The sequence below is a fragment of the Algoriphagus sediminis genome (assembly GCF_030403435.1).
Taxonomy (GTDB): Bacteria; Bacteroidota; Bacteroidia; order Cytophagales; family Cyclobacteriaceae; genus Algoriphagus; species Algoriphagus sediminis.
The window spans coordinates 340380-364727 of the sequence record NZ_JAUEPH010000002.1; the positions used below are offsets into that span (position 1 = coordinate 340380).

Annotated in this window: 22 protein-coding genes and 1 riboswitch; of the genes, 14 read left to right on the plus strand and 8 right to left on the minus strand. The window is 41.1% G+C overall.

Annotated elements, in window-relative coordinates:
- Position 1: 1 nt before the first annotated feature.
- Complete coding sequence (locus QVH07_RS04650; protein ID WP_289998983.1) at positions 2 to 1126, minus strand: alpha/beta hydrolase; 1125 nt, start codon at positions 1124 to 1126, stop codon at positions 2 to 4.
- 75 nt (positions 1127 to 1201) lie between these two features.
- Complete coding sequence (aceK, locus tag QVH07_RS04655; protein WP_289998984.1) at positions 1202 to 2950, minus strand: bifunctional isocitrate dehydrogenase kinase/phosphatase; 1749 nt, start codon at positions 2948 to 2950, stop codon at positions 1202 to 1204.
- Positions 2951 to 3341: 391 nt separating this feature from the next.
- On the opposite strand from aceK, the gene QVH07_RS04660 reads away from it, so the two are divergent.
- Genes QVH07_RS04660 through QVH07_RS04670 form a run of 3 tightly spaced genes read left to right on the plus strand, consistent with a single transcriptional unit; the run spans position 3342 to position 5527 of the window.
- Entirely contained in the window at positions 3342 to 3974 is a 633-nt protein-coding gene (locus QVH07_RS04660; protein WP_289998985.1) for an NUDIX hydrolase, read from the plus strand.
- Between the two features lie 57 nt (positions 3975 to 4031).
- Entirely contained in the window at positions 4032 to 5285 is a 1254-nt protein-coding gene (locus QVH07_RS04665; protein WP_289998986.1) for a DUF819 family protein, read from the plus strand.
- The gene (locus tag QVH07_RS04670) at positions 5285 to 5527 is read left to right on the plus strand and encodes a (2Fe-2S) ferredoxin domain-containing protein (RefSeq protein WP_289998987.1); all 243 of its coding nucleotides are present in this window, start codon (positions 5285 to 5287) and stop codon (positions 5525 to 5527) included. Before QVH07_RS04665 ends, QVH07_RS04670 begins: the two co-directional genes overlap by 1 nt.
- Before the next feature lie 12 nt (positions 5528 to 5539).
- Here QVH07_RS04670 and QVH07_RS04675 read toward each other — a convergent pair whose 3' ends face one another.
- On the minus strand, positions 5540 to 5860 hold the full coding sequence (locus QVH07_RS04675) for a YbjQ family protein (protein WP_289998988.1): 321 nt from the start codon (positions 5858 to 5860) through the stop codon (positions 5540 to 5542).
- A gap of 166 nt (positions 5861 to 6026) precedes the next feature.
- Here QVH07_RS04675 and QVH07_RS04680 point away from each other — a divergent pair, with 166 nt between their 5' ends.
- The 6 genes from QVH07_RS04680 to QVH07_RS04705 all read left to right on the plus strand — a co-directional run bounded on the left by QVH07_RS04680 (position 6027) and on the right by QVH07_RS04705 (position 15386).
- Positions 6027 to 8330, plus strand: a complete 2304-nt coding sequence (locus tag QVH07_RS04680; RefSeq protein WP_289998989.1) for a PAS domain-containing hybrid sensor histidine kinase/response regulator — start codon at positions 6027 to 6029, stop codon at positions 8328 to 8330.
- Positions 8331 to 8392: 62 nt separating this feature from the next.
- Positions 8393 to 9715: a hypothetical protein gene (locus QVH07_RS04685; RefSeq protein WP_289998990.1), complete on the plus strand. Its 1323-nt coding sequence runs from the start codon at positions 8393 to 8395 to the stop codon at positions 9713 to 9715.
- Between the two features lie 67 nt (positions 9716 to 9782).
- A riboswitch (SAM riboswitch) is annotated at positions 9783 to 9882 on the plus strand.
- 49 nt (positions 9883 to 9931) lie between these two features.
- Positions 9932 to 10978, plus strand: coding sequence for a homocysteine S-methyltransferase family protein (locus tag QVH07_RS04690; protein WP_289998991.1), 1047 nt, complete (start codon positions 9932 to 9934; stop codon positions 10976 to 10978).
- Between the two features lie 4 nt (positions 10979 to 10982).
- Positions 10983 to 13679 (plus strand): methionine synthase, encoded by a 2697-nt coding sequence (metH, locus tag QVH07_RS04695; protein ID WP_289998992.1) that lies wholly within the window; start codon positions 10983 to 10985, stop codon positions 13677 to 13679.
- Positions 13676 to 14629 carry a methylenetetrahydrofolate reductase [NAD(P)H] gene (metF, locus tag QVH07_RS04700; RefSeq protein WP_289998993.1) on the plus strand — a complete coding sequence of 318 codons (954 nt, stop codon included), beginning with the start codon at positions 13676 to 13678 and terminating at the stop codon, positions 14627 to 14629. The genes metH and metF overlap by 4 nt, the downstream gene beginning before the upstream one ends.
- A gap of 19 nt (positions 14630 to 14648) precedes the next feature.
- Positions 14649 to 15386 carry an energy transducer TonB gene (locus tag QVH07_RS04705; protein WP_289998994.1) on the plus strand — a complete coding sequence of 246 codons (738 nt, stop codon included), beginning with the start codon at positions 14649 to 14651 and terminating at the stop codon, positions 15384 to 15386.
- 2 nt (positions 15387 to 15388) lie between these two features.
- On the opposite strand, the gene QVH07_RS04710 is transcribed toward QVH07_RS04705, so the two are convergent.
- Positions 15389 to 16642 carry an aminotransferase class V-fold PLP-dependent enzyme gene (locus QVH07_RS04710; protein WP_289998995.1) on the minus strand — a complete coding sequence of 418 codons (1254 nt, stop codon included), beginning with the start codon at positions 16640 to 16642 and terminating at the stop codon, positions 15389 to 15391.
- A 139-nt stretch (positions 16643 to 16781) separates the two neighbouring features.
- On the opposite strand from QVH07_RS04710, the gene QVH07_RS04715 reads away from it, so the two are divergent.
- The 5 genes from QVH07_RS04715 (at position 16782) to QVH07_RS04735 (ending at position 20243) form a co-directional block, all read left to right on the plus strand.
- On the plus strand, positions 16782 to 17300 hold the full coding sequence (locus QVH07_RS04715) for an RNA polymerase sigma factor (protein ID WP_289998996.1): 519 nt from the start codon (positions 16782 to 16784) through the stop codon (positions 17298 to 17300).
- On the plus strand, positions 17301 to 18155 hold the full coding sequence (locus QVH07_RS04720; RefSeq protein ID WP_289998997.1) for an anti-sigma factor: 855 nt from the start codon (positions 17301 to 17303) through the stop codon (positions 18153 to 18155).
- A 78-nt stretch (positions 18156 to 18233) separates the two neighbouring features.
- Positions 18234 to 18734, plus strand: a complete 501-nt coding sequence (locus QVH07_RS04725) for a fasciclin domain-containing protein (protein ID WP_289998998.1) — start codon at positions 18234 to 18236, stop codon at positions 18732 to 18734.
- A 100-nt stretch (positions 18735 to 18834) separates the two neighbouring features.
- Positions 18835 to 19683, plus strand: coding sequence for a hydroxymethylglutaryl-CoA lyase (locus tag QVH07_RS04730; protein WP_289998999.1), 849 nt, complete (start codon positions 18835 to 18837; stop codon positions 19681 to 19683).
- Between the two features lie 2 nt (positions 19684 to 19685).
- A complete protein-coding gene (locus QVH07_RS04735) occupies positions 19686 to 20243 on the plus strand; it encodes a PepSY-associated TM helix domain-containing protein (protein WP_289999000.1) in 558 nt (185 codons plus the stop codon).
- On the opposite strand, the gene dprA is transcribed toward QVH07_RS04735, so the two are convergent.
- From dprA to QVH07_RS04755, 4 genes are all read right to left on the minus strand, one after another.
- Positions 20240 to 21367 carry a DNA-processing protein DprA gene (dprA, locus tag QVH07_RS04740; protein WP_289999001.1) on the minus strand — a complete coding sequence of 376 codons (1128 nt, stop codon included), beginning with the start codon at positions 21365 to 21367 and terminating at the stop codon, positions 20240 to 20242. The two genes, QVH07_RS04735 and dprA, sit on opposite strands and share 4 nt — an antisense overlap.
- Positions 21336 to 21692, minus strand: coding sequence for a MerR family transcriptional regulator (locus tag QVH07_RS04745; protein WP_289999002.1), 357 nt, complete (start codon positions 21690 to 21692; stop codon positions 21336 to 21338). Before QVH07_RS04745 ends, dprA begins: the two co-directional genes overlap by 32 nt.
- A gap of 79 nt (positions 21693 to 21771) precedes the next feature.
- Entirely contained in the window at positions 21772 to 22482 is a 711-nt protein-coding gene (locus tag QVH07_RS04750; RefSeq protein ID WP_289999003.1) for a 16S rRNA (uracil(1498)-N(3))-methyltransferase, read from the minus strand.
- Positions 22483 to 22576: 94 nt separating this feature from the next.
- Complete coding sequence (locus QVH07_RS04755; protein ID WP_289999004.1) at positions 22577 to 24307, minus strand: DEAD/DEAH box helicase; 1731 nt, start codon at positions 24305 to 24307, stop codon at positions 22577 to 22579.
- Positions 24308 to 24348: the final 41 nt, after the last annotated feature.

Below are 24348 nucleotides of genomic sequence, written 5' to 3' on the forward strand. Positions count from 1 at the left end.
TCTAGTTTTCTTTATTGCTGTAAAAAAGCCACTCTATGGCCTTTGGAAACTCGTCGCTCCAGTAGGTTTCGGAATGTTTCCCCTCTGGATTAATACTTAAATGAACCTTCATGTTTCCATGAAGTGCATCCCTTTTCATGAGTTTCTTCTGAAGTTTATTTACATGTTTCACCATGTCAGCACTTTCGTCTCCGCCCGCATAGATATAGATTCTGGTTTCCATGGGATCAAAAAGGTCCAGAAAACCCAGTTTAATCTTGGGTAACACCCAAAGGGACGGGGAGAAAATCATCAGCTTACCAAAGACTTCAGGATACATGATTCCCGAGAAAATACTCACCAAACCACCCATTGAGCTCCCACCAATTCCGGTAAATTCTCTTTCGGGTTTTGTGCGATAGGTTTCATCCACAAAATGCTTCAGGGTATCCGCGACAAATCGAATGTATTGCTTTCCACTTCCCGAGCCGAGTACAGTTTTTCCTACATTATATTCTTCCAGTCTATCGTCTTCACCGTGTTCCACAGCGATCACGATAATTTTTCCGATCCCATAATCTGACATTACAGCTAGCTTTTTATCTATTTGCCAGTTTCCAAACTCTGCCTTCTCATTGAAAAGATTTTGGGCATCCTGAAGATAAAGCACAGGATAACGCTCGTTACTTGTATCGTAGTCATGCGGGAGTAGGGACCAAACTCTGCGCTTTTTATTCAATTGAGGAATTTCAAACTCCTCTGAAAGAAGGTGGATTTGGGGAAGCTGACTGGGGCGATATGGAAGCCAATTTTTACGCCATTTTGGGACTCTCTCCTTACGTATTGGCTGTTCGTCATTCCAGATACGATTAGGGGTTTTATTTCCATAACGGTCGATCTCCACCTCCGACCAATCTCCTTTGGTGAATTTGTAAATCAATTCACCCTTAAAGGCTTCTTCGTCAGGAAAAATGAACTCGTATTTTCCTTTGGAAATCTTGTTCATTTTAAACCTGTGATCTTGAGTCACCCAATTATTGAAATTCCCTGCCAAATAAACCGGACGAGCATCATCATCAGGAGTGGTAAGCTCGATGGTTCTTGTTTTAATTTGGGTGGAATTAGGCTTTTTTACTTCGGTTTTCATTAGGCAATGGAGGTTTTTCACCTCTCCGGCAAAGGTACACTTTGTTGGGAAATCCTTCTATTTTCTAAACCTATTTCAGATCTTTTCCTCTGGTCTGAATCTAATTTCTTCCGGGTATGGAAAGGCATGAATCAGTTCACCAGCTTTTAAAAGGTTCTGGATGGATTGCCAATAAACCGGATCAAAAAGATCATTATGATATTCTATAAAATGTGACCGAAGATCTTCGCGTCCTATCATCCATCTTTTAAAATCCTCGGGGAAGACATCATTTTTTGCAATGGTATACCATGGTTCTGAGGCATAAATTTGCTCATAAGTTTCAGCCTTGGGCTTTTCTCTAAAATTCATTGCTTCTAAAAACTCAATTTCATCATAGTCATAGAAAACCACCCTTTTTTGGCGGGTTAGACCAAAGTTTTTTGTCAGCATATCCCCTGGAAAAATGTTTGCCTGAGCTAACTGCAAAATGGCTCTTCCGTAATCTTCAATCACTGGAATTCCTTCTTCAGTCTCACAGTCTTCCAAGAAGACATTAAGAGGAATCATTTTCCGTTCAGTGTATAAATGTTTGATTATCAATTTGTCTCCTTCAACTCTTAAAAGTGAATTGACAGTGTTTTTGAGCTCATTCTTTAATTCTTCACTGATGCGGTCTAGAGGTATGGCAAAGTCCTCAAACTCATGAGTGTCTGCCATTCTTCCTACTCGGTCATGCCATGAAACGAGGCGGTATTTATCTCTTACCTCAGCTCTGGTCATGTTCTTGGGTGGTTCAAAATGATCCTTGATTATTTTAAAAACCAGGTTCAATGAAGGCAAGGCAAAAACAGTCATAACCATTCCTTTTACTCCAGGAGCTACCTCAAACTTATCTTGGCTTTGGCTTAAGTGTCTCAGAAAATCCCGGTAAAGAAGAGTTTTACCATGCTTGTTAAATCCTATGGCATTATAAAGCTCATGCGTTTTCTTGTGTGGAATGACATCATGTAAAAAACCAACCACTTGCGAGGGGACTTTTGCCTCCACCATAAAATATGACCTGGTGAAGCTGAAAAGGTGACTCATCATATCAGGGTCAAAAATCAGGGTGTCCACAAAAATACCTTTGGGCCCATTGGCAATTGGAATTATGAATGGCATCCATTTATGGCCGAGATAGGTTCGCCCAATTAGATAAGCTGCCTTATTTCGGTAAAAAACGGATTTCAGAATTTGGGTTTCAGTTTCCGGAGCAACTTTGTATCTGGTCAAAATCACTTCTTGAACACTATTTATCAAGTATTGGATATCCTGTTCTTTATCCATAAAAGGAACCCCAAAGTCATAATCCTCTAGAATTTTTCTGATGATTTTCTCCAGACCCATGGCTGATGGGTAGATATTTAGTAATTCTAAATTGATTTTAAGCTCTTTGGGCTGATGACCCTCTTGTACAAACATTAGGTTTTCATCAATAGAAAGGCCTGGGAAGCTTTTTCGAATGGTGGAGTTAAAAAAAGTTTCTGCTAGCTCACTATCTGGTTTATCAATGATCAGGTTTTGATAAAAGCTTTTTATCGATTTCCAGATATCTGGATTGGATTGGTCTTCACCAAGCTTTTCTCTCAATCCAGCACATAGTTCGCGAAGGACTCTTTTGTAAACCCTTAGTCTCTCGAGATGATTTATTTGGGTTTGTTGCCAATTTCTCTCCGCAAACAACCTGGGAGCTTCACTTGTGTATTTCCCAAAACGAGCTCGGTATTCGTTGAAGCCATTTAGGATTTCTTCGGCTAAATACTCTGCTGGGATTTTACTGGATTTACCCGGCATATCTTCCATTTCTCTTTAAATATAACAGAAATTTTTTACCTGAAATTTTGCGTAAAAATGGCCTTCTAGAGTACTTTTTTCACGTAAAAAGTCAAGGAAAATAAAATTTTGAAAATCTTTCGCAATCGATTGTTTGGACTATATGAAAACAATTTATACTTTCGGACCATATTCAATATTGAATATCTAAATAGGTTTAATAGGTTTGAGAGCAAGAAAAGGCCAAAGTTATATTTTGGCCTTTTTTCATTTTTTCTCTAGAAGAGTAAATCCCTCTAGTTCTGCCTCTTCTATTTGTTTTCCAAGCTTAGCCAGTTCTCCCTTATTCTTTATCAAAAATCAAATTCTAAAGGCTCATTTATAGCTTCTGCTTCTTAGCTTTGGTTGTTATTTGAAAACCATGAATTTCACAGATTTAATTTTGCGGATTGAAAGAGGTCTCAATAAACCCTTGCCAGGGAAGCTAGCCCATTTGGCCATGGCTCCCAGTCCCATTGACGAGAGACGCTTCTACCCCGAAATTCCGGAAAATCATAGGAAAGGTGCAGTTCTCATACTTTTTTATCCTCAGGATGGAGAGGTTTATTTTCCTCTGATCAAGCGACCAAAATATGAGGGAGTACACAGTGGGCAAATTGCCTTTCCAGGAGGAAAAGTTGAGAAAGAGGATCCGAATTTGAGTTTTACAGCTTTGCGCGAAGCGCAAGAGGAGGTTGGGGTAAACCCGGAAAGAGTAAAGATTTTAGGGGAGCTGACTAACCTGTTCATTCCTCCAAGTAATTTTCTGGTAAGTCCTTATATCGGAATTACACCTGTCAAGCCGAACTTTGTGGCTGAAGAAAAAGAAGTGGAGTCGATTCTTTTACCTAGTCTTAAGGGAATTTTAGACCCAGAAATCAAAAAAGAGAAAAAGTTTCACTTTTCTTCCAACATGGTTTTGGATACACCATATTTTGAAATCAATGGAGAGGTAGTTTGGGGAGCCACCGCCATGATGATCAGTGAACTTCTCCATATCCTTCAAGAGGAATGATGGTTGGCTTTGGAGAATTGATTTTTGTCCTTAACCTTGTGGATTAGCAAAAAACCTATGGAAGAAAGTTCAGCTCTAATTACGAATGATGCTATTGTTTTTGGCATTTTGATGGCGGTATTAGCCCTTATTTTTGGTACATCATCAAGCCAAAATCCTTATCTAAAAAAGTTTTACGGGGTCGTCCCTGTTGTGCTATTAGCTTATTTTCTTCCTGCCTTGCTGAATTCTTTTGGGCTTATTTCGGGAGAGGAATCAGGACTTTATCACGTTGCTAGTCGATATTTACTACCCACTTCTCTGATACTATTCACCTTGAGCATAGACATCAAGGGGATTGTAAAGCTCGGTCCAAAGGCATTGACCATGTTCCTGGCTGGAACAGTTGGAATCATGCTCGGGGGACCATTAGCTCTATTTACAGTAAGTTTTATCCAGCCGGATCTTTTGGGAGGAAATGGCCCTGATGAGGTTTGGAGAGGGTTATCTACCATCGCAGGTTCGTGGATAGGAGGAGGAGCCAATCAGACTGCAATGCTTGAAGTATTTGGTGCGAGTCCGGCACTTTTCAGTCAAATGATTGCCGTGGATGTTTTAGTTGCAAATCTTTGGTTGGCTATTTTACTTTATTGGGCTGCCAAGCCCGAAGTGATCGATCGAATATTTAAAGGTGACAGTTCGGCTATCTATGATTTGAGAGATAAAATATCCGATTTTAGAAAGGGAATTATGAAAATTCCGACTCTTTCTGACGTTATGATTATGCTTGGGGTGGGTTTTGGTATTACCGGAATTTCCCATTTGGTGGCCGACACTCTGGCACCTTATATAGGGGATAATTACCCTGCTTTGAGTCAATATTCCTTAGATTCTAAATTCTTTTGGATTGTTGTAATTGCAACGACTGCAGGGCTCATTTTATCCTTTACCAAAGCCCGAAATCTCGAAGGAGTTGGGGCTTCCCGGATGGGATCGGTTTTACTTTATGTTTTGGTAGCTACCATTGGAATGCAAATGGACCTCGGAGCTGTGTTTGATAATCCAATCCTCTTTTTGATAGGCATTGTTTGGATGTTCTTCCACATTGTGATAATGCTTATTGTAGCCTTTATCATTAAAGCTCCTTTTTTCTACGTGGCAGTTGGGTCTCAGGCAAATGTAGGAGGAGCGGCTTCCGCTCCAATTATTGCCTCGGCTTTTGATCCTTCTTTGGCATCTGTGGGCGTTTTGCTTGCAGTATTGGGATATGCCGCAGGAACATATGGGGCATACTTGTGTGGTTTGATGATGCAGGCAATATCCATGGGTTGATGAAGCATTCAAGAAAACTAGTCCTAATTTGCTGCGGATCTGATTGTAAAAAAGAAGGAGCAAAAGGCTTTTACAAAAGCCTAAAAAAGGAATTCAAGAATCAGGAGTACAAAGGCAAGTATAAATTAATAAAGACCCACTGCCTAGATATGTGTAAGTCGGCACCTGTAGCGGTGGTGCAAGATCACTTTTTTAAAAAAGTAGAAATTGAAAAATTACTTGACCATTTAAAAAAGCCCTAAAAAGGGCTTTTTTTAATCTTTTACGGCTTTAACAGCAGTTCCGGCTACGGTTACCATAAGCATACCATCCCGTATAGTCTCATAATCCAAATCAATTCCTATGACGGCTGTTGCACCAAATGCTCTTGCCTGCATTTCCATTTCTGACATGGCGGTAGCTTTTGCTTCACGCAAAACCCTTTCGTAAGAACCTGATCTCCCGCCTACGATGTCGGTAATGCTCGCAAAGAAATCTTTAAAGACATTAGCTCCTATAATGGTTTCTCCTGAGACTATTCCCATGTATTCGGTAATGGTATGCCCTTCAAGTGTGTTGGTTGTGGTTACAATCATTTTTTATTGGTTTAATTTCTCGAATATAATTGATCAATCTTGCCTTGGAAGGCAATTAAAGAAACGAAAATTTCTTAAACCTGAGAAACAAACTTTTTTTTGATAGGTATTTGTTTAACTAATAGACATATTAGTTTCTGAAAAGAACTATGAGTTAGATGGCATCATGAAACGATTCGAAAGTTTCGACATATCTAATTTTTTTGACGAGGTGCGAGCACCTGTAATAATGTTTGATGAAAATGAAATCATTTTCCTCAATGTATTCTTTAAAGAGAATTTCCAGGAGCCATCAGGATCCTGGAGGGATATTTTTAAAAAACCTGATCATCAGAAACTACTAGAAGACTTTTTTAAATGTGGTAAAATCATCAAAGCAAAAACCTTCCAAACTATTGTTGACAAAGAAGGAATCAAAAGAAGCTTTCAGTGGGACTTCACAAATCTTCCATCAAGTTATGACAGTCGCTTTCTGGTTGCTATCGGGGAGGAAAAAGAAGTCATTCCGGAGAAGCCTGCTTTGTTTATAGAAAATCCCGAGGATTATTCTCAGCAGGAAATTCAATATTTGAGGACCATCCTAAATAATACTCATGATCTGATAGCCATTCTGGACAAGGATGGTAACTACAAGTTCATTTCACCTTCTGTAGGTGAGAAATTAGGGTTTTCAGTCAATGAAATTGTAGGTAGAAATTTCCAGGATTTTATTTCCCTTGGGGTCTTAGAGGTCACTACAGGAGACTATAAATCTGTCCTAGAATCAAAAGATGAGGTAAATATTAATTTCTGGATTAGAGGTAGAAATGGGCAGAGAATGTACATAGAGAGCTTTGCCAAAAACCTATTGGATGATCCCTACATCAAGGGGATCCTTTTTAGTGCGCGGGATATTACTGAGCTGGAGGAAATAAAGGAAAGTCTTTTGAAATCCGAGGAGAAATATAGACGCCTGGTGGAGGATTCTACAGAGATCATTTTTTCCATATCAGATAATTTTATCCTAAAGTATGTCTCACCTAACGTTACCCAATTTCTAGGATACCAATCTGATGAGGTAATAGGGAATAGTATTTTTGATTACATGAGTGAAGAGGACATTGTTAAGTTTCAGGAAATGTCTTCTAGTGACCAGGACTTCCTATCGGAGAATCAATTCCTACAATTTAGACTGCGACATAAATTCGGGGGGTATAGAGTATTCAGTTCAAATGGTAAGGTGAGCACCAATAGGCTAACTTCTGAACGAACCTACACTGGAATCGCCAGAGATATTACAGAATTAAAGGAAGCTCAGCACGCGCTCTTAGAACAGAAAGAAAAGGCTGAACATGCAGCGGCAATAAAGTCCCAGTTTTTATCCATAATGAGTCATGAAATCCGTACTCCACTTAATGCTGTGGTTGGGATCGCTCACATTCTCATGAATGAAAACCCTCGGGAGGATCAGCTTGAAAATCTAAGAACTCTTCAATTTTCAGCTGAGAATCTAACCGGCTTAATCAATGATATTCTGGACTTCTCCAAAATTGATTCAGGAAAAATTGAATTGGAATTAGTGCCATTTGATCTCAGGACTACCTTGAATAGGATCGTTCACTCTTACAGCTTTTTGGCATCCGAGAAAAATTTGGATCTGACCTGCGAGATTGATGAGGATATTCCGGAAATGCTCATTGGTGACCCGGTACGGATAAGTCAAATTGTGAATAACCTGATTTCAAATGCGATTAAGTTTACCGAAAAGGGAGAAATAATTCTTAGGCTGGAATTGGTTGGGGAAATCGATAAGTCAGTTCAGGTTAAGTTTAGATGTTTGGATACTGGAATCGGAATTCCGCAGGATAAAAGAGATAAGATTTTTGAGCTATTTACCCAAGCATCAACCGACACCACAAGAAAATATGGTGGAACCGGCCTTGGGCTTGCAATTGTTAAACGCCTTGTAGAGCTTCACCGCTCAGAAATAAATGTCGAGCCTAGGGTGAACGGTGGGACTGAGTTTAATTTTGTGGTTAGTTTTGATATTCCAAATATCAAAATGGAGGATAACAAGGAGGAAAAAGGACAAATGAAAAAATCCCTTCAGGAGGCCAAGATTTTAGTGGCTGAGGATAATATGGTGAATCAAATTCTCATTCAAAAATTCCTTACAAAATGGGATGTGGGTGAGTTGGTGCTTTGTTCTGATGGACAGGAAGCCATAGAAGCTTTCAAGAAACACAATTTTGATTTGGTGCTATTGGATATTCAGATGCCTGTTTTTGATGGTTTTGAGGTAGCAAAGTTTATCCGGGAACATTCGGACTCTAAAAAAAAGGAGATTCCTATTTTGGTTCTGACTGCTGCGTCTATTCATGAAGTTAACGATAAGATGCAGGAGATCGGCATCAACGATTTCGTACCGAAGCCATTTACCCCAGAAAGCCTATACGACAAAATTTTAGGTCAATTGAAGAATAAGGATTGATTTTTCCACTCTAGCATTAATTTTGCCCTCTAGGCCTCATTAATCCTATTTTCTTCGATTTAATGCGTAAAATACTCCAGTACGTTTTCCTAATTTTTTTTATTTCAATGGCCTCATCCGGGCCTGGTTTTTCTCAGAAATTCTATGAAAAGAGAAGTTCGGTTTATGCTGTTGCTGGGACTTCAGGGGCAAGATTAAATCAGTTTGATCAAATTTTAACGGAGCGAGGAATTACCGGATTACCAAATCGATATCAGACGGTAGGGTTGGGTGTTCAATCCAGATTAAATGATTTGGTAGTAGGTTTTGAGATCTATCAAAATAGCGGAGGAAATGGAAAACTGGATGATTATCGCATCGACTACAGAACTTCTAGAGCTTTGGTGAATATCGGTTATTCTTTTACTGAAGAATCCAGATTTCAACTGATCCATTACATGTCCCTTGGAGTGGGGTTTTTAAATTTCCAAATGCTTCCCCTAGAGGAGCCCAGTCAGATCGATCAATTTCTGGAAGACCCTGCTCGTGGTTTTGTCTTGAGAGAAAATGACATTCAAAAAGGAACTTCGAAATATGGGAATTTTCTAACGGAGATTGGGTTCCACCTGAGTTATGATTTTGCATTGCCAGGTAGGGAGGAAGCTATTTCTTTGATTGGAAAATTCGGCTACTCGTTTAGTCCTTTTCAAGGTGAGTGGACCATGAATGGAGTCTCCTTTGAGAATACCCAAGAAGGAGCATTTCTGAGGGTTGGAGCCGGAATTACTATTCCTGATAGAAATTTTTTCTACAAGGATGCCAGTATAAGTTTTTCCCTTTTGAACGGTTTTCATTTTTCTAAACCTGATCAATTAAACTCCAGATTATCAGAAGCTGGATTGAACCCATTTGAAGGGACGCCTTCAAATCTTGGCTTAAAAATCTTGGGCCAAAACGAAAAACTTCTTTATGGATTGGAAATCTACAACCTTGCTTTAGACGGGAGAGCTAGTGATTTTCAGTCCCACAGTTTGAATAGTCTAAGGCTTTATGGTGATTTCGGATGGAAAATTTTTCAGGTAGATAACTTTGCGACCGGAGTTTTGGGAGGGTTAGGATATGGGAATATCCGCTATACTATAACACAGGATAACAAACCAGACTTTCCCCAGCTTTTTGAAGAGCGAGACTTTGACGGGTATCTGAGAAATGGTGGCCTAATGGGTAAGCCGGAGGTGTTTTTTGAATATGGGCTACCTATACAGGATGGACGACTTTTTGATTTGGTTTTTAGTACATCTTTTGGATATGAGTTTCCGCTTTCTAACTATAGACTCGCTGATTTATCCATGGCAAAGTACATGGCTGCACCCTATTGGAATCTAGCCATCGGTATCAGACCTTAATATTTTCGTTTTTTCACCAAAGTTACCGAATGAGTGGTTTTTATGGGATTTGATATTACCTTTGGTAGGCTTATCGAGAAAGACCGAGGGAAGGGCCCTACGACGTCTTAGCAACCTGATTACAAGGTGCTAACTCCCATTCCGATTGGATCGGAAAGAGATGAGCGGAGAAGTAGATTAATTTTTCCGTGGTCGAACTCGAGGAGATTTGAAAATATGGAAAATAGAACTGATTTACTTCTGGATCAACTCACTCGACGCATTTTGATCCTGGATGGTGCCATGGGTACCATGATTCAACGCCATACTCTTACTGAAGGAGATTTTAGAACCGAAGAGCTTTCTGATCACCCCAAAGCTTTGAAGGGAAATAATGATCTATTATCTCTTTCAAGACCAGACATAATTCGAGAAATCCACATGGAATATCTTGAAGCCGGTGCGGATATTATTGAGACAAATACGTTTAGTGGGACCTCTATCGCCCAGGCTGATTATGAATTATCACATCTCGCTTACGAGATAAATTTCGAATCAGCTAAAATAGCCAAAGCAGCAGCTTTGGAAATGAGTCAGAAAACTCCAGATCGTCCTCGTTTTGTGGCAGGAGCTCTTGGGCCGACTAACCGAACGGCCTCGATTTCTCCTGATGTCAATGATCCTGGGTTTCGTGCAGTTACTTTTGATCAGCTAGCCGAGGCTTATGCAGAACAAACTCGGGGTCTACTTGAAGGTGGGGTAGACATTCTTTTGGTAGAAACTATTTTTGACACACTGAATGCCAAGGCTGCACTATATGCCATTCAGGAGGTGTTTGAGGAAAGAAATATTCCTCTGGATCCTTTAGAAGGAGGAATACCAATCATGATTTCGGGAACTATCACCGATGCTTCTGGAAGGACATTGTCAGGTCAAACCACAGAAGCTTTTTTGATTTCGGTTTCACATGTTCCACTGCTTTCGGTGGGATTGAATTGTGCCTTAGGGGCAAAGGAGTTAAGGCCTTATTTGAAAGTTTTGGCACAGAAAGCTCCATTTTTTGTTAGTGCCTATCCCAATGCGGGTCTTCCAAATGAATTTGGTGCTTATGACCAGAGTGCTCAAGAAATGGCAGATCAGGTAGAGGAGTTTCTTAAAGATGGCTTACTGAATATACTAGGAGGCTGCTGCGGTACCACTCCTGAGCATGTGAAAGCTCTGTCCAACCTGGCTTCAAAGTATGAGCCAAGGATTTTAAACTTTGAACCTGCAGTAGAGAATTAATCAAATGAATACGCGGAATTATTTAAAGCTTTCTGGCCTTGAGCCGTTGGTCTTTACTCCAGAATTGAACTTCGTCAATATTGGGGAAAGGACAAATGTGACTGGGTCTAAGAGATTTGCTCGGCTAATCCTGAATGACCAATATGATGAAGCCCTTGAGGTAGCCCTAGATCAGGTCCGTGGTGGTGCGCAAATTTTGGATGTCTGCATGGATGAAGGGATGCTGGATGGCGAAGCTGCGATGATTAGATTTTTGAATCTAATTGCCTCTGAACCTGAAATCAGCCGAATTCCCATCATGATTGACAGTTCGAAATGGAGTATAATCCTGGCGGGTCTCAAATGTGTTCAGGGTAAGGGAATTGTCAATTCTATCTCCCTGAAGAATGGAGAGCAGGAGTTTCTGGATCAGGCTAAAATGATCAAGAAATTTGGCGCTGCTGTGGTCGTCATGGCCTTTGATGAAGATGGTCAAGCAGATACCTATGAGCGTCGAATCGAAATTTGTAAAAGGAGTTATGAGCTGCTTGTTCATAAAGCTAAATTCAATCCTCAGGACATCATTTTTGACCCGAATATTTTCCCTGTAGCAACAGGAATGGATGAGCATAGAAAAAATGCTCTGGACTTTTTCCTGGCTACAAAATGGATCAAGACCAATCTCCCAGGAGCCAAAGTCAGTGGAGGAGTGAGTAATGTTAGCTTCTCGTTTAGAGGAAATAATACCGTTAGGGAGGCCATGCACGCGGCTTTTCTTTATCATGCTATTCATCATGGTATGGATATGGGCATTGTGAATCCGTCCATGCTTGAAGTATATGATGATATTCCCAAGGACCTGCTTGAGAAGGTGGAGGATGTACTTTTTGATCGGAAAGAGGATGCCACGGAGCAGCTGCTAGATTTTGCAGAAACGGTAAAGTCTTCTGGCAAAAAGCAAGTAGCCGATGAAGCATGGAGAAAGGATCCGGTAGCCAAGAGGTTGGAACATGCGCTTGTGAAAGGGATTCTGGATTACATCATTGAGGACACTGAAGCGGCCAGATTGGAATTAGAAAACCCTTTGAAAGTCATCGAGGGTCCTTTAATGGATGGGATGAATGTAGTGGGAGACCTATTTGGTGAAGGGAAAATGTTTCTGCCACAGGTAGTGAAATCCGCTCGAGTGATGAAAAAGGCGGTGGCTTATTTAGAACCTTTTATGCCTTTGCCTGAAGAGGGTCAAGAGGGATCAAATCTAAAAAAGATTCTAATAGCTACTGTGAAAGGTGATGTACACGATATCGGGAAAAATATCGTCGGTGTGGTTTTGGCATGCAACAGCTACCAGATCATTGATCTTGGTGTGATGGTGGATGCACAAAAAATTATTGATGAAGCCTTGAAAAATAAAGTGGATATCATCGGTTTGAGTGGGTTAATTACTCCTTCTCTGGATGAGATGGTGAATGTGGCCTCGGAAATGGAAAGGCAAGGTCTTAAAATTCCATTGCTTATCGGAGGGGCTACGACTTCACGGATTCACACAGCGGTAAAAATCGATCCGGTTTACTCAGGTACAGTGGTGCATGTGACCGATGCTAGTAAATCCGTGCCAATAGCTGGTGAGGCGATTTCAGAAGAGACTCGGGAGGCTTATCATAAGAAAATCAAGGCAACTTATAAGGAACTACGAGAAGCCCATGCCGCCAGGCAGTCTGTGAAAAAAATGGTGAGCTATGAAGAAGCTAAGGGAAATCCTGTTCAGATAGAATGGGAAAATTATGAACCTGTGGAGCCAAAGTTTTTAGGAAGGAAGATTTTAGATCTAGATCTACAAACATTAAGAGAATACATTGACTGGACTCCATTCTTCAGCACCTGGATGCTCAGCGGGCGCTTTCCCAAAATCCTTGAGGATGCAGTAGTAGGAGAGGAGGCTAAGAAACTTTATGTCGATGCCAATGAAATGTTGGATAAGATTATCGCTGAAAAGTGGCTCTCAGCTAAAGGTACTTTCGGTCTTTATCCTACGGAAAGAAAAGGCGACGATACGATTGTGTACGATCCGAACTCAGGTTTGGAACTTGGAAAGTTCCATTTTTTGCGACAGCAGGGTAAGAAAGGCAGCGGAGTACCAAACAGGTCTTTAGCTGATTACCTGGCTCCGGAGCATAAAGATTTTATCGGGTGCTTTGCAGTGACTGCCGGGCTGGGAATGGAATCCAAACTAGAGGAATTCAAAGCTTCCGGAGACGATTACAATGATATTTTATTCAAAGCTTTGGCCGACAGGCTGGCGGAGGCCGCGGCTGAGTACCTTCATGAAAAGGTTCGGAAGGAAGATTGGGGGTATGCCAGTCAGGAGTCACTGGAAAATGACTCACTGATTCGGGAGGAATATCAAGGAATCAGGCCTGCTCCAGGCTATCCGGCATGCCCTGAGCATTCCGAAAAGGAGACCATTTCAAAGCTTTTGGACCTTGAGAATTCTATAGGGATCAAATTGACTAGTAGCTACGCCATGTATCCTACTAGTTCGGTATCTGGATTTTATTTTGCTCATCCAGATTCGAAGTATTTTGGACTTGGAAAAATCGGCCAAGACCAGGTGGCTAGTTATGCCGATAGAAAAGGGATTTCTTTAACCGAAGCTGAAAAATTATTATCACCCAATTTGGCGTACAGTCCGACGCCCATTTCTACTGAAACAGTTTTATGAAAATAACCGAGCATTTAGCGAGTTCAAATAAAACGCTTTTCTCCTTTGAGATTCTTCCGCCCTTAAAAGGGCAAAGCTTAAAAGACCTGATGAAGGGAATTGAGCCCTTAATGGAGTTCAAACCTCCCTTTGTGGATGTTACCTATCATCGGGAGGAATACATCTATAAAAAACACCCTAATGGGCTCTTAGAGAGGATTAGCACCAAAAAGCGTCCTGGAACGGTTGGGATTTGCGCAGCCATTATGAATCAATTTAAAATTGATGCGGTACCTCATTTGCTTTGTGGAGGTTTCACCAAAGAAGAAACTGAAAATGCTCTGATTGATCTGAATTTTATCGGGGTGGAAAATGTCCTCGCGCTTCGTGGGGATGCTCCAAAGACGGAAGGAAGATTTGTGGCGGAGGAAGGTGGTCATCATTATGCAAGTGAACTAGTGAAGCAAATTGTGCAAATGAATAATGGTAAATATCTACATGAGGAAACGGAGCCGGCTTTTCACACGGATTTTTGTGTAGGTGTGGCAGGCTATCCTGAAAAACACTTTGAGGCTCCGTCCATGAAATTTGACTTGAAATATCTGAAGGAAAAAGTGAATCAAGGAGCTGAGTATATCGTCACTCAGATGTTTTTCGATAATGCGAAGTACTTTAAGTTTGTAGAAGATGTCCGTGCAGCTGGAATTGATGTGCCGATTATTCCGGGCATTAAACCTATCAGTACTATTAACCAAATCACCATGCTTCCAAGAACCTTCTTTTTGGATCTACCGGATGCCTTGATGGATGAGTTGGAGAAGTGCAAAACCAACCAGGAAGTAAAAGAAGTAGGGATTGAATGGGCGATCACCCAAAGTAAGGAGCTGATCGCTGCCAATGTCCCTTCTCTACATTTTTATACGATGAGTAAAGCTCATTCCACTTATAAAATTGCTGAGGCGGTATTTTAGAAATGGCCTGATTAAAATTATGAAGAGAGTATTTATTGGAATTCTGATTCTTTTTCAGTCTTCTTTGTTAACTGCCCAAGAGCTGGAATACTTAAATGCCTATGAGTATCCTGTAGAGGATATTTCAGAGTATTCCTATTCCTATGTGAAGTCGACTTCCACTAAGGGGAATGTCATTCAAACTCAAATTTTTAACCTGGATACCATTAAGGTTTATCATGCTACAACTTTACTGAATGATAAAGGTGAAGCAAGCAGTGAAAGGGTTTTGAGGTATTATGAAGATGGGGTCATGAAATCTAATCTCAGACAAAATTTTGATGAGAAGACGAGCGAAGAAAAGCATTACTATCCAAATGGAGCTTTAAAGCTCGAACGCATCAAAAAGAAGGGAGACACGATTTCAGAGAAATATTTTGATCCAGATGGTAATCCTGCAGATGCAAAAGATTTTCAGGAGCCTTCACCTAAAGGTGGGTCAAAAGCCTGGAATAAGTACCTCACCCAAAATTTGAGATATCCTAAGATTTCAATGGCGGGAGGTTTGGAAGGAACTGTGGTTATTGTTTTTGATTTGGATGAGCAGGGCAAAATGACAGATTTCAAAGTTGCGAATCCTGCAATCGAGAGGTTTGAACTTGAAAAAGAAGCCATAAGGGTGGTGAAGTTTTATCCGGAAGCTTGGGAACCGAAAATGGAAAATGGGGTTCCAGTAAAAACTGAGATTAAAATCCCAATAAGGTTTAAGTTAAGCTAGTTCTACCCCATTTTCCTCAGGGCCTCCACAAAATGATCCAATTCGGCGGTCGAGGTATAAACATTAGGACAGATTCGGCAACCATGAACTCCCTGGCCATCTATCGCCACAGTCCAGATTTGATGCTCATCAAGTAAAGTCTTAGCCATTTCGGCCGGTTTCATGCCCTTGATTCCTACGTTTCCGATTCCACAAGAGCGGGCTTTATCTTCCGGCGTATTGATCACCACATGATCCAGTTCTCTGGCCTTATCGATCCAGTAATTTTGAAGATATCTTAATCGGTCCTCCTTCCTTTTTCCTCCAATAGCATTATGGAAGTCAATAGCATCGCCAATCGCGAGATCATTATGAACCGGATGTGTTCCTATATGATTTAACCTTCGGATATCTCCAGGCTCAGTTTTGCCTTCCGCCAAAAGCGGCCAGATTTTATCAATATGCTCTTTTCTCACATATAGGAATCCAGCGCCCAAAGGAGCACTGAGCCATTTATGGAGACTCGTGCCATAGTAATCACAATCTAAATCATCAATGGAGAATTGGAATTGCCCGAAAGCATGCGCTCCATCCACCATTACCTCCACACCTCTGGCATGGGCCATATCGCAGATTTTGCGAATAGGTAGTATATGTCCAGTGATATTGACAATATGGCAAACCATTATCAGCTTAGTGTTTGGAGTAATCGCATTGGCATAGGCCTGAACTACTTCCTCATCATTGGCTGGATGCATGGGCACATCGATAACCTTCCTTTTGATCCCGAATCTCTGTTCCACCATTTTGAAATGGTTAAGCATGGCCCCATAATCCTGATTTGCCATAATGGCTTCATCGCCTTCTTTCCATGGGAAGCCGGCAATGATCAGATCTAGGGACTCTGTGGTGTTCCTTGTGATACAAAGTTCCTCTTCACTACACCCGGCCATTTCTGCCAAGCGAGCAGCAATTTTATTCTTATTGTCCCACTGAACGGTCCTCATATAGTAGGAGGCTTGATAGTTAACCTCTCGGATATGATCGACCAGTCTTTCCAGGGTGGGCTGGGGAATCATGCAGTAAAAGCCATTTTCAAGGTTGATATAATCCGGTTTGAGCAAATAGTCTGAACGGATTTTACCCCAAAAATCTTCATTCTCTGCAAGGTTTGATTTCCCCTCGTATTGCTCAATGAGTTGAGATATCTGGTCCAGAAAAGGGAAGGTGCCTAGGGTGCCTAAGGTGGCTTGTTTCAAGAAGGTTCTTTTATTCATAAATGCAGGGTTTGGATTAAAATAGGAACTTCTTTTTCAGATTTCAAATTTGCTTTGACCAAGAGATAAACAAATACCTGAATGCGGGGTTTTCTCCTATGTGGCTGAACAATTACCATATTTAACATCAGAGAGTACTGTGGAAGAAAGAATAACCTATCTTATGGCTGATCAGGATAAAAAAGCTCTGACTCTGATTTTCGATAATTATGGTTCTTTGTTGCTAAATGTGATCATGCGAGTAATCAAGGACCGCATGATGGCAGAGGATGTGCTCCAGCAGGTATTGATCAAGGTTTGGAATCATTCCAATACCTTCGATTCTAATAAAGGTTCTATTTTTACCTGGTTGGTAACCATCTCTCGAAATGCTGCAATAGATAAAACACGAACAAAGGATTTTAGGCTTACTCAGGAATCTGAAAGGAGTGTTGAACTCGTAAATATTACTGAAAGGAAAATTGCTGAGGACCCAATTGAAAAAATGTATGTTGATCAATTAGTCAATCAGTTGCCAGAGGAGCAGAAAAAGTTGATAAGTATGTCTTTTTTTGAAGGATATTCTCACCGAGAGATTTCCGATTCATTGGACATGCCATTAGGAACGGTGAAGACTAGAATCAGGTTAGCCATTAATCATCTTAGAGGGGTAATTTAAGTGGATATAAAAGAATACATAGCGTCAGGAATACTAGAGGCCTATTGGGCAGGTGAACTCAGTGAAGAGGAGATGAAAGAAGTGGATCGCATTGCCTCCATTCATCCAAAGGTAAAAGCAGAATTAGATGGAATCAAAGAAGCCTTGGAATCTTATGGCAAGTCCACTAGAAAAGATCCAAATCGAAATGTGCTTTCTGCTGCCTTGAGTGAAATTAAAGAAGATGAGCAATCTGAATTTTTGAAGGAAGTGTTTAATGAGGAAGAAAGTCCAGAGGAAACTAAATCCCAAATCAAAACCTCGAAACTTCCATTTTGGTCGGTGGCTGCATCAATACTTCTTCTGATAAGCCTTGCCTTTAATTTCTATTTCTTTTCTAAGTTTCAATCCTCGAATGAGCAGCTGATAGCTTTGCAAAATGATCTAGAAGTAATCAGAAATCAGCAATCATCCTTAGTAGATTTAGCACAAGAGCAAAAGCAAGAACTTGCTTATGCTGATCTCAGAATTGCGCATTTTTTGAATAAGGACAACATCCATGTGAGGATGGATGGGCTGGATATTTCTCCGGAGTCATTTGCAAATGTTTTCTGGAATGTAAAGACCAATGCAGTTTTTATTAGTGTGGATAATCTTCCTGAACCACCTCATGGTCACCAATATCAGCTTTGGGCTATAAAGGCTGGTCAGGCACCTATTGATGCAGGAATTTTCGATCACAGCCTTCTTGTGCAGGAACTCAAGGTCATTAAGGGCGATGTACAAGCTTTTGCAGTCACCCTGGAAAAGGAGGGAGGAAGTCCCGTCGCAACTGTGGATCAAACCTATGTGAAAGGATTTTTGGGAAAAAGTTAAGCTTCAAAAATCCACTGGCCATTTTCAGGTCGTATCTAGGGTAGATTTAATCAAAAACATCATTTAAACTAACCTAGAATGAAAACTCAAAAACTATTCAATTTCGCCTTGGGTGCAGTAGTTGCACTATTTATGATGGTATCTACTGCGCAGGCGCAAAGCAAAAACATCGTTGAACTTGCGGTAGGAAATGACAATCTATCCACTTTGGTGGCCGCTGTAAAGGCTGGTGGTTTGGTAGAAACACTTTCTGGAAATGGTCCTTTTACCGTTTTTGCACCTACCAATGAAGCATTTGCAGCATTACCCGCAGGCACCTTAGAAACTCTTTTGAAGCCAGAGAATAAGGATCAGTTAGTGGCTATTTTAACTTATCACGTGGTACCAGGCAAAGTCATGTCAGGTGATTTGAGCAATGGCCAAAAAGCTGCTACGGTTCAGGGAGAAAATGTGGACGTAGCCATTTCTGGTGGAGGAGTGAAAATCAGCGGAGCTAATGTGGTAGCAGCGGATGTCAACGCCTCGAATGGAGTAGTACACGTAATCGATCAGGTGATTCTACCACCAAGTATGAGATAAGCTGAAACCCAAGTTAGATTTTGCACTAAACCCCTGGCATTGTTCAGGGGTTTTTTATGTCCGGATTTTTTATTCAAAAGCTAGGTTGTAAGATTGTGATGTGAAACTGATCGAATGCCCCAGAGATGCCATGCAAGGCATACCCAATTTTATTGATACAGCCATCAAGGCAGCCTATATCAACCAGCTGGCTCATGTTGGCTTTGATACCATCGATTTTGGCAGTTTTGTGAGCCCAAAAGCAATACCTCAGATGCGTGATACTGCTGAGGTTCTTGAGCTTTTGGATCTTCATGATACGGAGTCAAAGCTTCTTGCAATCGTGGCAAATGTTCGTGGGGCTGAAGATGCCTTACAGTTCGAAGAAATTGATTATTTGGGTTTTCCACTTTCCATCTCCGAAACTTTCCAAAAGCGAAACACAAATGCTTCTATTACAGAGGCTTTAAAAACTGTGGAGGAAATTCAAAATCGCTGCGAAGTAAAAGGAAAAGCCCTAGTGACTTATCTCAGTATGGGCTTTGGTAACCCTTATGGGGACCCTTATTCCCCAGAATTAGTAGCCGAATTTGTAGAAAAACTAGATGAGTTGGGAATAAAAATTATCTCTCTTTCTGATACAATTGGTTCCGCGAGTCCTGCCTTGATTACCGAACTTTTTGAAGTGCAGATTCCCTCTTTCCCACATATCGAGTTTGGGGCTCATCTTCACAGTCGTAAAGAGGATGTCTCAGCCAAGGTGAAGGCCGGAGTAGAAGCTGGTTGTACTCGGTTTGATGGAGCTTTAAACGGTTTTGGAGGTTGCCCCATGGCAAAGGATGATCTTGTAGGAAATATGGCGACGGAGCAGATGATCGAAACTTTAGAAGGGTTGGGCTATGATTTAGGCTTGAATAAGGCGGAGCTTCAAGAGGCAATGAAGCTGACGAGTTTTGTCTTTGATCAATGAGTATGAGTCAGGCAAGGGTAAAATCAAAAGTGATTCTTCTTAGGCGTTTGAGGCGCTTACATCGCTGGCTGGGTATTCCATTGATGTTGTTCTTTTTGGTTATTGGGGTTACCTCGGTCTTACTTGCCTGGAAGAAGAAGATGGAGTTATTACCCGCTACCCAGAAAAGTGAGCTTTTATCTGATCAGAAGGAATGGATATCTCCGGTGCAGATGATAGAAATAGCCAAATCGGAAATGATGAAGAAGGGGGAGTCCACTGAGGTGGACCGAATTGATATTCGACCTGATAAGGGAATAGCCAAGGTTACTTTTAAGACCCATTTTTCAGAAGTCCAACTGGATGGGTTTTCCGGGGAGGTTCTGTCTGTAGAAACCCGACATTCAGATTGGATTGAGAAGGTCCACGATGGAAGTATTGTGGATTATTACTTTTGGCAGTCGGAGACAGCCAAATTAACCTACTCCAGTGCTACAGCCTTTGGGTTGATCTTGATGAGTATCAGTGGGTTTTATTTGTGGTACTTCCCAAAGCGAATAAGGAAGCTAAAACAGAGTTAGACCAAAAGTTTATATTTCTTCCCCGGTAGGGATTTCACTATGCCTTCAAACTCCAAAGTCAATAAAATAGAAGCCAACACTCCGAGCCCAATTTCAGTCTGATAACTCAGCTGATCGATATCCATTTCCTTATTCTCCTGTAAAAACTTTAGGATTTTCTGTTCTTCTGGATCTCTATTACTGAAATCCAAACTTGGTTTGATTCGCTGCTTTTTACCAGGTTCCTCCCAAAATAAAGCCTGTGCTATATCCCGAGGTCCGGTGTAAATGCTTGCCTTCATTTTCTGAATCAGATGATTACAGCCCTCGCTGTATTTAGATTGGAGGTTTCCGGGTACGGCAAATACAGGTTTATCATAAGAATAAGCTATTTCAGCGGTAATCAATGCTCCTCCTTTTTTCGCAGCTTCCACGACAATCAAAGCATCTGACATTCCAGCAATTATTCTATTCCGGGCGGGAAAATTTCCGGGAACCATGGTGGACCCAGGCGGGTACTCACTGATTAAGGCACCATTCAACTGAAGTTCCTCAGCCACTTTTTCATGAATGGATGGGTAAATCTTATTGATCGGGGAACCAAGAACAGCAATAGTGGGAAGGCCATTTTCCATTGCAGATCGATGTGCTTGAATATCTATACCATAGGCCAGTCCAGAGATGATTGTGGCACCGTAGGGGCTGAGATCTTGGATCATTTTCTTGGTGGCTTCCTTCCCATAGGAGGTCGCACTTCGCGTACCCACAATTCCAATTGTTCGCGGAAAATTCAGATTTGATTTTCCTTTGGAAAAAAGAAGTACGGGGCCGTCCTCTTGAAGCTTAAGTCGCTGAGGGAAAGCCTCATCCAAATAGGTAGTGATAGTGAATGCACCTTTTTCCGCCTGATCCAGTACCTTATCAGCCTTCTTTAGGAGGGTATCTTTTTCATTTCTAAGTGAAAGTAATTTAGGTCTCACTCCGGGAGTTTTGGATACTTTTCCTTTGGGGATCTCAAAAAAGCCTTTAGCGGAACCTGAATAGGCAAGAATTGCCTTAAAAACTGATGGACCGATTTTCGGAGCTAGAGCTAAGGCTAGAAAATAACGATACTCATTTGGTGTCAGGGTTCTTTTCGAATCCATCTCTGATTTTGATTAAAAAGTCTTTAAGACCCTGAAGGTTTTGAACGGCGGCGACTTTGTCAAAATCATCTTTTTTACCCGTTTTAATCACTTCCTTGGCCCCTTGTAGGGTGTAACCTTTTTCTTTGACGAGATGGTAGATGTACTTCAGTTTTTTAATGTCCTCTTTTGTGAACCGGCGATTACCCTTCTTGTCCTTTCTGGGGCGAAGCATATCAAACTCGCTTTCCCAGTAACGGATCAGAGAAGGCGCCACGTCAAACTGCTTTGCAACCTCACTTATCGAAAAGTATTTTTTCTCAATTTCTCGTTCTTTGTACGGCACAACCTTGATTTAAAAATGCAATTTAAGTTAAGAAAAAAGTGCTGGATAGTTCAAGCAAAACTTTAACACTTTAGAATTTTTATTTCTGCTCTTGAATCAATTGTAAAATATGGACCGATGCCAGTCCAGCTGTTTCTGTTCTTAATCTTGCCGATCCCAAGGATACAGGGGCAAAGCCGCTTTCAGTTGCCAGGTTGATTTCTTTTGGGGTAAAATCTCCTTCTGGGCCAATCAGAATCATATATTCTCCAGATGGTTTCGCCAAATTAATCAGATGATCCGTGTGATTATCATCCACGTAGGCAATAAATTTTTGCCCTGAAAAATCCGATGAATTATCCAGGAATTCACTGAATTCTTTGAGATCATTGATTCTCGGGAAGTAATATTTCAAACTTTGCTTACAGGCAGAAACTACCTTTTTTTCTAAACGATCCAGTTTAAGTCTACTTCTTTCTGAGTTCTCAGTTTGGATGAGGCTCAGCTCATCAAAACCAATTTCAGCGGCTTTTTCCACCAGCCATTCCATTCTATCGGGGCTTTTGGTAGGAGCAATGACCAAATGAATGAAATGATTTGATTTTGGGAAAACGGTTTGATTTTCGATTTGAAGAGTCGCTTCCCTCTTACCAATTTCAGAAACTTTGCAGTGATGCAATGTCCCTTTTCCATCCGTAACCTCAACCGAATCACCAACTCGCTTTCTCAAGACTTTTACCAGATGCCTGGATTCTTCAGCATCCAAGGTGATGTTAGGAGGGGTGATATTTTCCTGATAGAATAACTGCATTCAAGCAAAGTTAACCAGAGTCTCTGGATTTGAAATTTGGACAAAAAAAAACGTGACTTTTTCAAATCACGCTTTTAAACCATATAACCAAATTTTAACCTTTTGAAATTTCCATATTGACTTCTCTGCCCTTGATCGTATTAGTCTTCATGACCTTGATCACATGAGCAGCATCCTTCTGAGGTACATCCACAAAAGAGAAGTTGTCATAAATATCTATTCCTCCAATGCTCTTTCCAGGTACACCCGCTTCTCCTGCGATGGCACCTACTATGTCATTTGGACGAATTCTGTCTTTCTTTCCAAGATTTAGGAAAAGTCGAGCCATATTGGCATCTGTTCGTCTTTCTCCACGACGTCCACCTTCTCTGCGACCTCCATCTCTTCTTCCTCTTTCACCTCTAGGAGCACGTTCGAAACGATCTCTGCGACCTCCATCTCTACGTCCCTCACTTCTGCCAGAATCATCTCTTGATCTTTCTCTAGGATTTCCTATGCTGAAATTCTGTTCCTTCAGTTCTTTCACTGAATCACCTAATACCAATTTGGTCAGGCCTAAAGTGATTTGCTCCATAGTAAGGCCCTGAGCTAGCATTTGACCGATAGTTTCCTCGAAAAGCTGATTGTCTTCGGTCTCTGAAATTTTATTTTGAACCTCAAGTGCCAACTGATCCTTTTTCATTTGGATAAGTTCAGACACCGATGGAGGATCCATTTTTTGGATGCTTGCTTTGGTGAATTTTTCAAGGTCTCTAAGACGATATCCGTCTCTTCTTCCAGTGATAAAATTGATGGCTGTACCTGATTTTCCAGCACGACCTGTACGACCGATTCGGTGAACGTAGTTTTCCTCGTCAAGTGGAAGATCATAATTGAATACAGCCTCCACATTATCCACGTCGATTCCTCTTGCAGCCACATCAGTTGCTACAAGTACAGAGCAAAATCCTTTACGGAATTTGTTCATCACTTTATCACGCTGTACCTGAGAAAGGTCACCGTGAAGAGCTTCAGCAGCGATTCCATGTGCAGCTAGCCTTTCGGTAGCTTCATCAGTCATTCGCTTTGTATTACAGAAAACCACACTTAATCCATATTGGTGAACTTTTATAAGCCTGGCCATCAAATCTACCTTTAGAGATGATTTGACTTCGTAATAAACTTGCTCAATATTCGAAACCGTAAGTTCCTTCTTGGCAATTTTTACTATCACTGGATCTACCTGATATTTTTTGGTCAGGTCCATGATAGGCTTAGGCATAGTTGCCGAGAAGAAAACAGTTTGTCTTTCCTCAGGCATTTCCTTCAATACCGCCTCGATATCATCCCTGAAGCCCATATCAAGCATTTCGTCTGCCTCATCCAGAACAATGATTCCTACATCATTAAGTTTAAGGGTTCCTCTCTTAATGTGATCCTGAACTCTGCCTGGTGTACCTACCACGATTTGTACTCCTTTGCGAAGCACTCTAATCTGCTTATCAATAGACTCTCCACCATAAATGGCTAAAGAATTGATTTTTTTGTAATGCTTAGCCAGCTTCTGGAATTCTCCTTCTACCTGCACCGCAAGTTCACGGGTGGGACATAAGATGATTGCCTGTGGCTTATTATAATCCGCATCTACCAGATCGATAATGGGTATTGCAAATGCGGCCGTCTTACCGGTTCCTGTTTGAGCCTGTCCTATGACATCTCTACCTTGTAAAACGTGTGGGATGGCTTCCGCCTGAATTTGAGATGGCTCGATATAGCCCATCTCTTCCACTGACTTAAGAATTTCCTGTGAAATTCCCAAGTCAGAAAACTTGAGTGTTTGTTCCATGATGTTGTCCTTACTTTTCTCGCCATGTATCCTAGTGATTC

What these genes read in the sequence shown, in the direction of transcription:
- QVH07_RS04650 (WP_289998983.1), bottom strand. Translation starts at nt 1,126, where the DNA reads ATGAAAACCGAAGTAAAAAAGCCTAATTCCACCCAAATTAAAACAAGA.
- aceK (WP_289998984.1), bottom strand. Translation starts at nt 2,950, where the DNA reads ATGGAAGATATGCCGGGTAAATCCAGTAAAATCCCAGCAGAGTATTTA.
- QVH07_RS04660 (WP_289998985.1), top strand. Translation starts at nt 3,342, where the DNA reads ATGAATTTCACAGATTTAATTTTGCGGATTGAAAGAGGTCTCAATAAA.
- QVH07_RS04665 (WP_289998986.1), top strand. Translation starts at nt 4,032, where the DNA reads ATGGAAGAAAGTTCAGCTCTAATTACGAATGATGCTATTGTTTTTGGC.
- QVH07_RS04670 (WP_289998987.1), top strand. Translation starts at nt 5,285, where the DNA reads ATGAAGCATTCAAGAAAACTAGTCCTAATTTGCTGCGGATCTGATTGT.
- QVH07_RS04675 (WP_289998988.1), bottom strand. Translation starts at nt 5,860, where the DNA reads ATGATTGTAACCACAACCAACACACTTGAAGGGCATACCATTACCGAA.
- QVH07_RS04680 (WP_289998989.1), top strand. Translation starts at nt 6,027, where the DNA reads ATGAAACGATTCGAAAGTTTCGACATATCTAATTTTTTTGACGAGGTG.
- QVH07_RS04685 (WP_289998990.1), top strand. Translation starts at nt 8,393, where the DNA reads ATGCGTAAAATACTCCAGTACGTTTTCCTAATTTTTTTTATTTCAATG.
- QVH07_RS04690 (WP_289998991.1), top strand. Translation starts at nt 9,932, where the DNA reads ATGGAAAATAGAACTGATTTACTTCTGGATCAACTCACTCGACGCATT.
- metH (WP_289998992.1), top strand. Translation starts at nt 10,983, where the DNA reads ATGAATACGCGGAATTATTTAAAGCTTTCTGGCCTTGAGCCGTTGGTC.
- metF (WP_289998993.1), top strand. Translation starts at nt 13,676, where the DNA reads ATGAAAATAACCGAGCATTTAGCGAGTTCAAATAAAACGCTTTTCTCC.
- QVH07_RS04705 (WP_289998994.1), top strand. Translation starts at nt 14,649, where the DNA reads ATGAAGAGAGTATTTATTGGAATTCTGATTCTTTTTCAGTCTTCTTTG.
- QVH07_RS04710 (WP_289998995.1), bottom strand. Translation starts at nt 16,642, where the DNA reads ATGAATAAAAGAACCTTCTTGAAACAAGCCACCTTAGGCACCCTAGGC.
- QVH07_RS04725 (WP_289998998.1), top strand. Translation starts at nt 18,234, where the DNA reads ATGAAAACTCAAAAACTATTCAATTTCGCCTTGGGTGCAGTAGTTGCA.
- QVH07_RS04735 (WP_289999000.1), top strand. Translation starts at nt 19,686, where the DNA reads ATGAGTCAGGCAAGGGTAAAATCAAAAGTGATTCTTCTTAGGCGTTTG.
- dprA (WP_289999001.1), bottom strand. Translation starts at nt 21,367, where the DNA reads ATGGATTCGAAAAGAACCCTGACACCAAATGAGTATCGTTATTTTCTA.
- QVH07_RS04750 (WP_289999003.1), bottom strand. Translation starts at nt 22,482, where the DNA reads ATGCAGTTATTCTATCAGGAAAATATCACCCCTCCTAACATCACCTTG.
- QVH07_RS04755 (WP_289999004.1), bottom strand. Translation starts at nt 24,307, where the DNA reads ATGGAACAAACACTCAAGTTTTCTGACTTGGGAATTTCACAGGAAATT.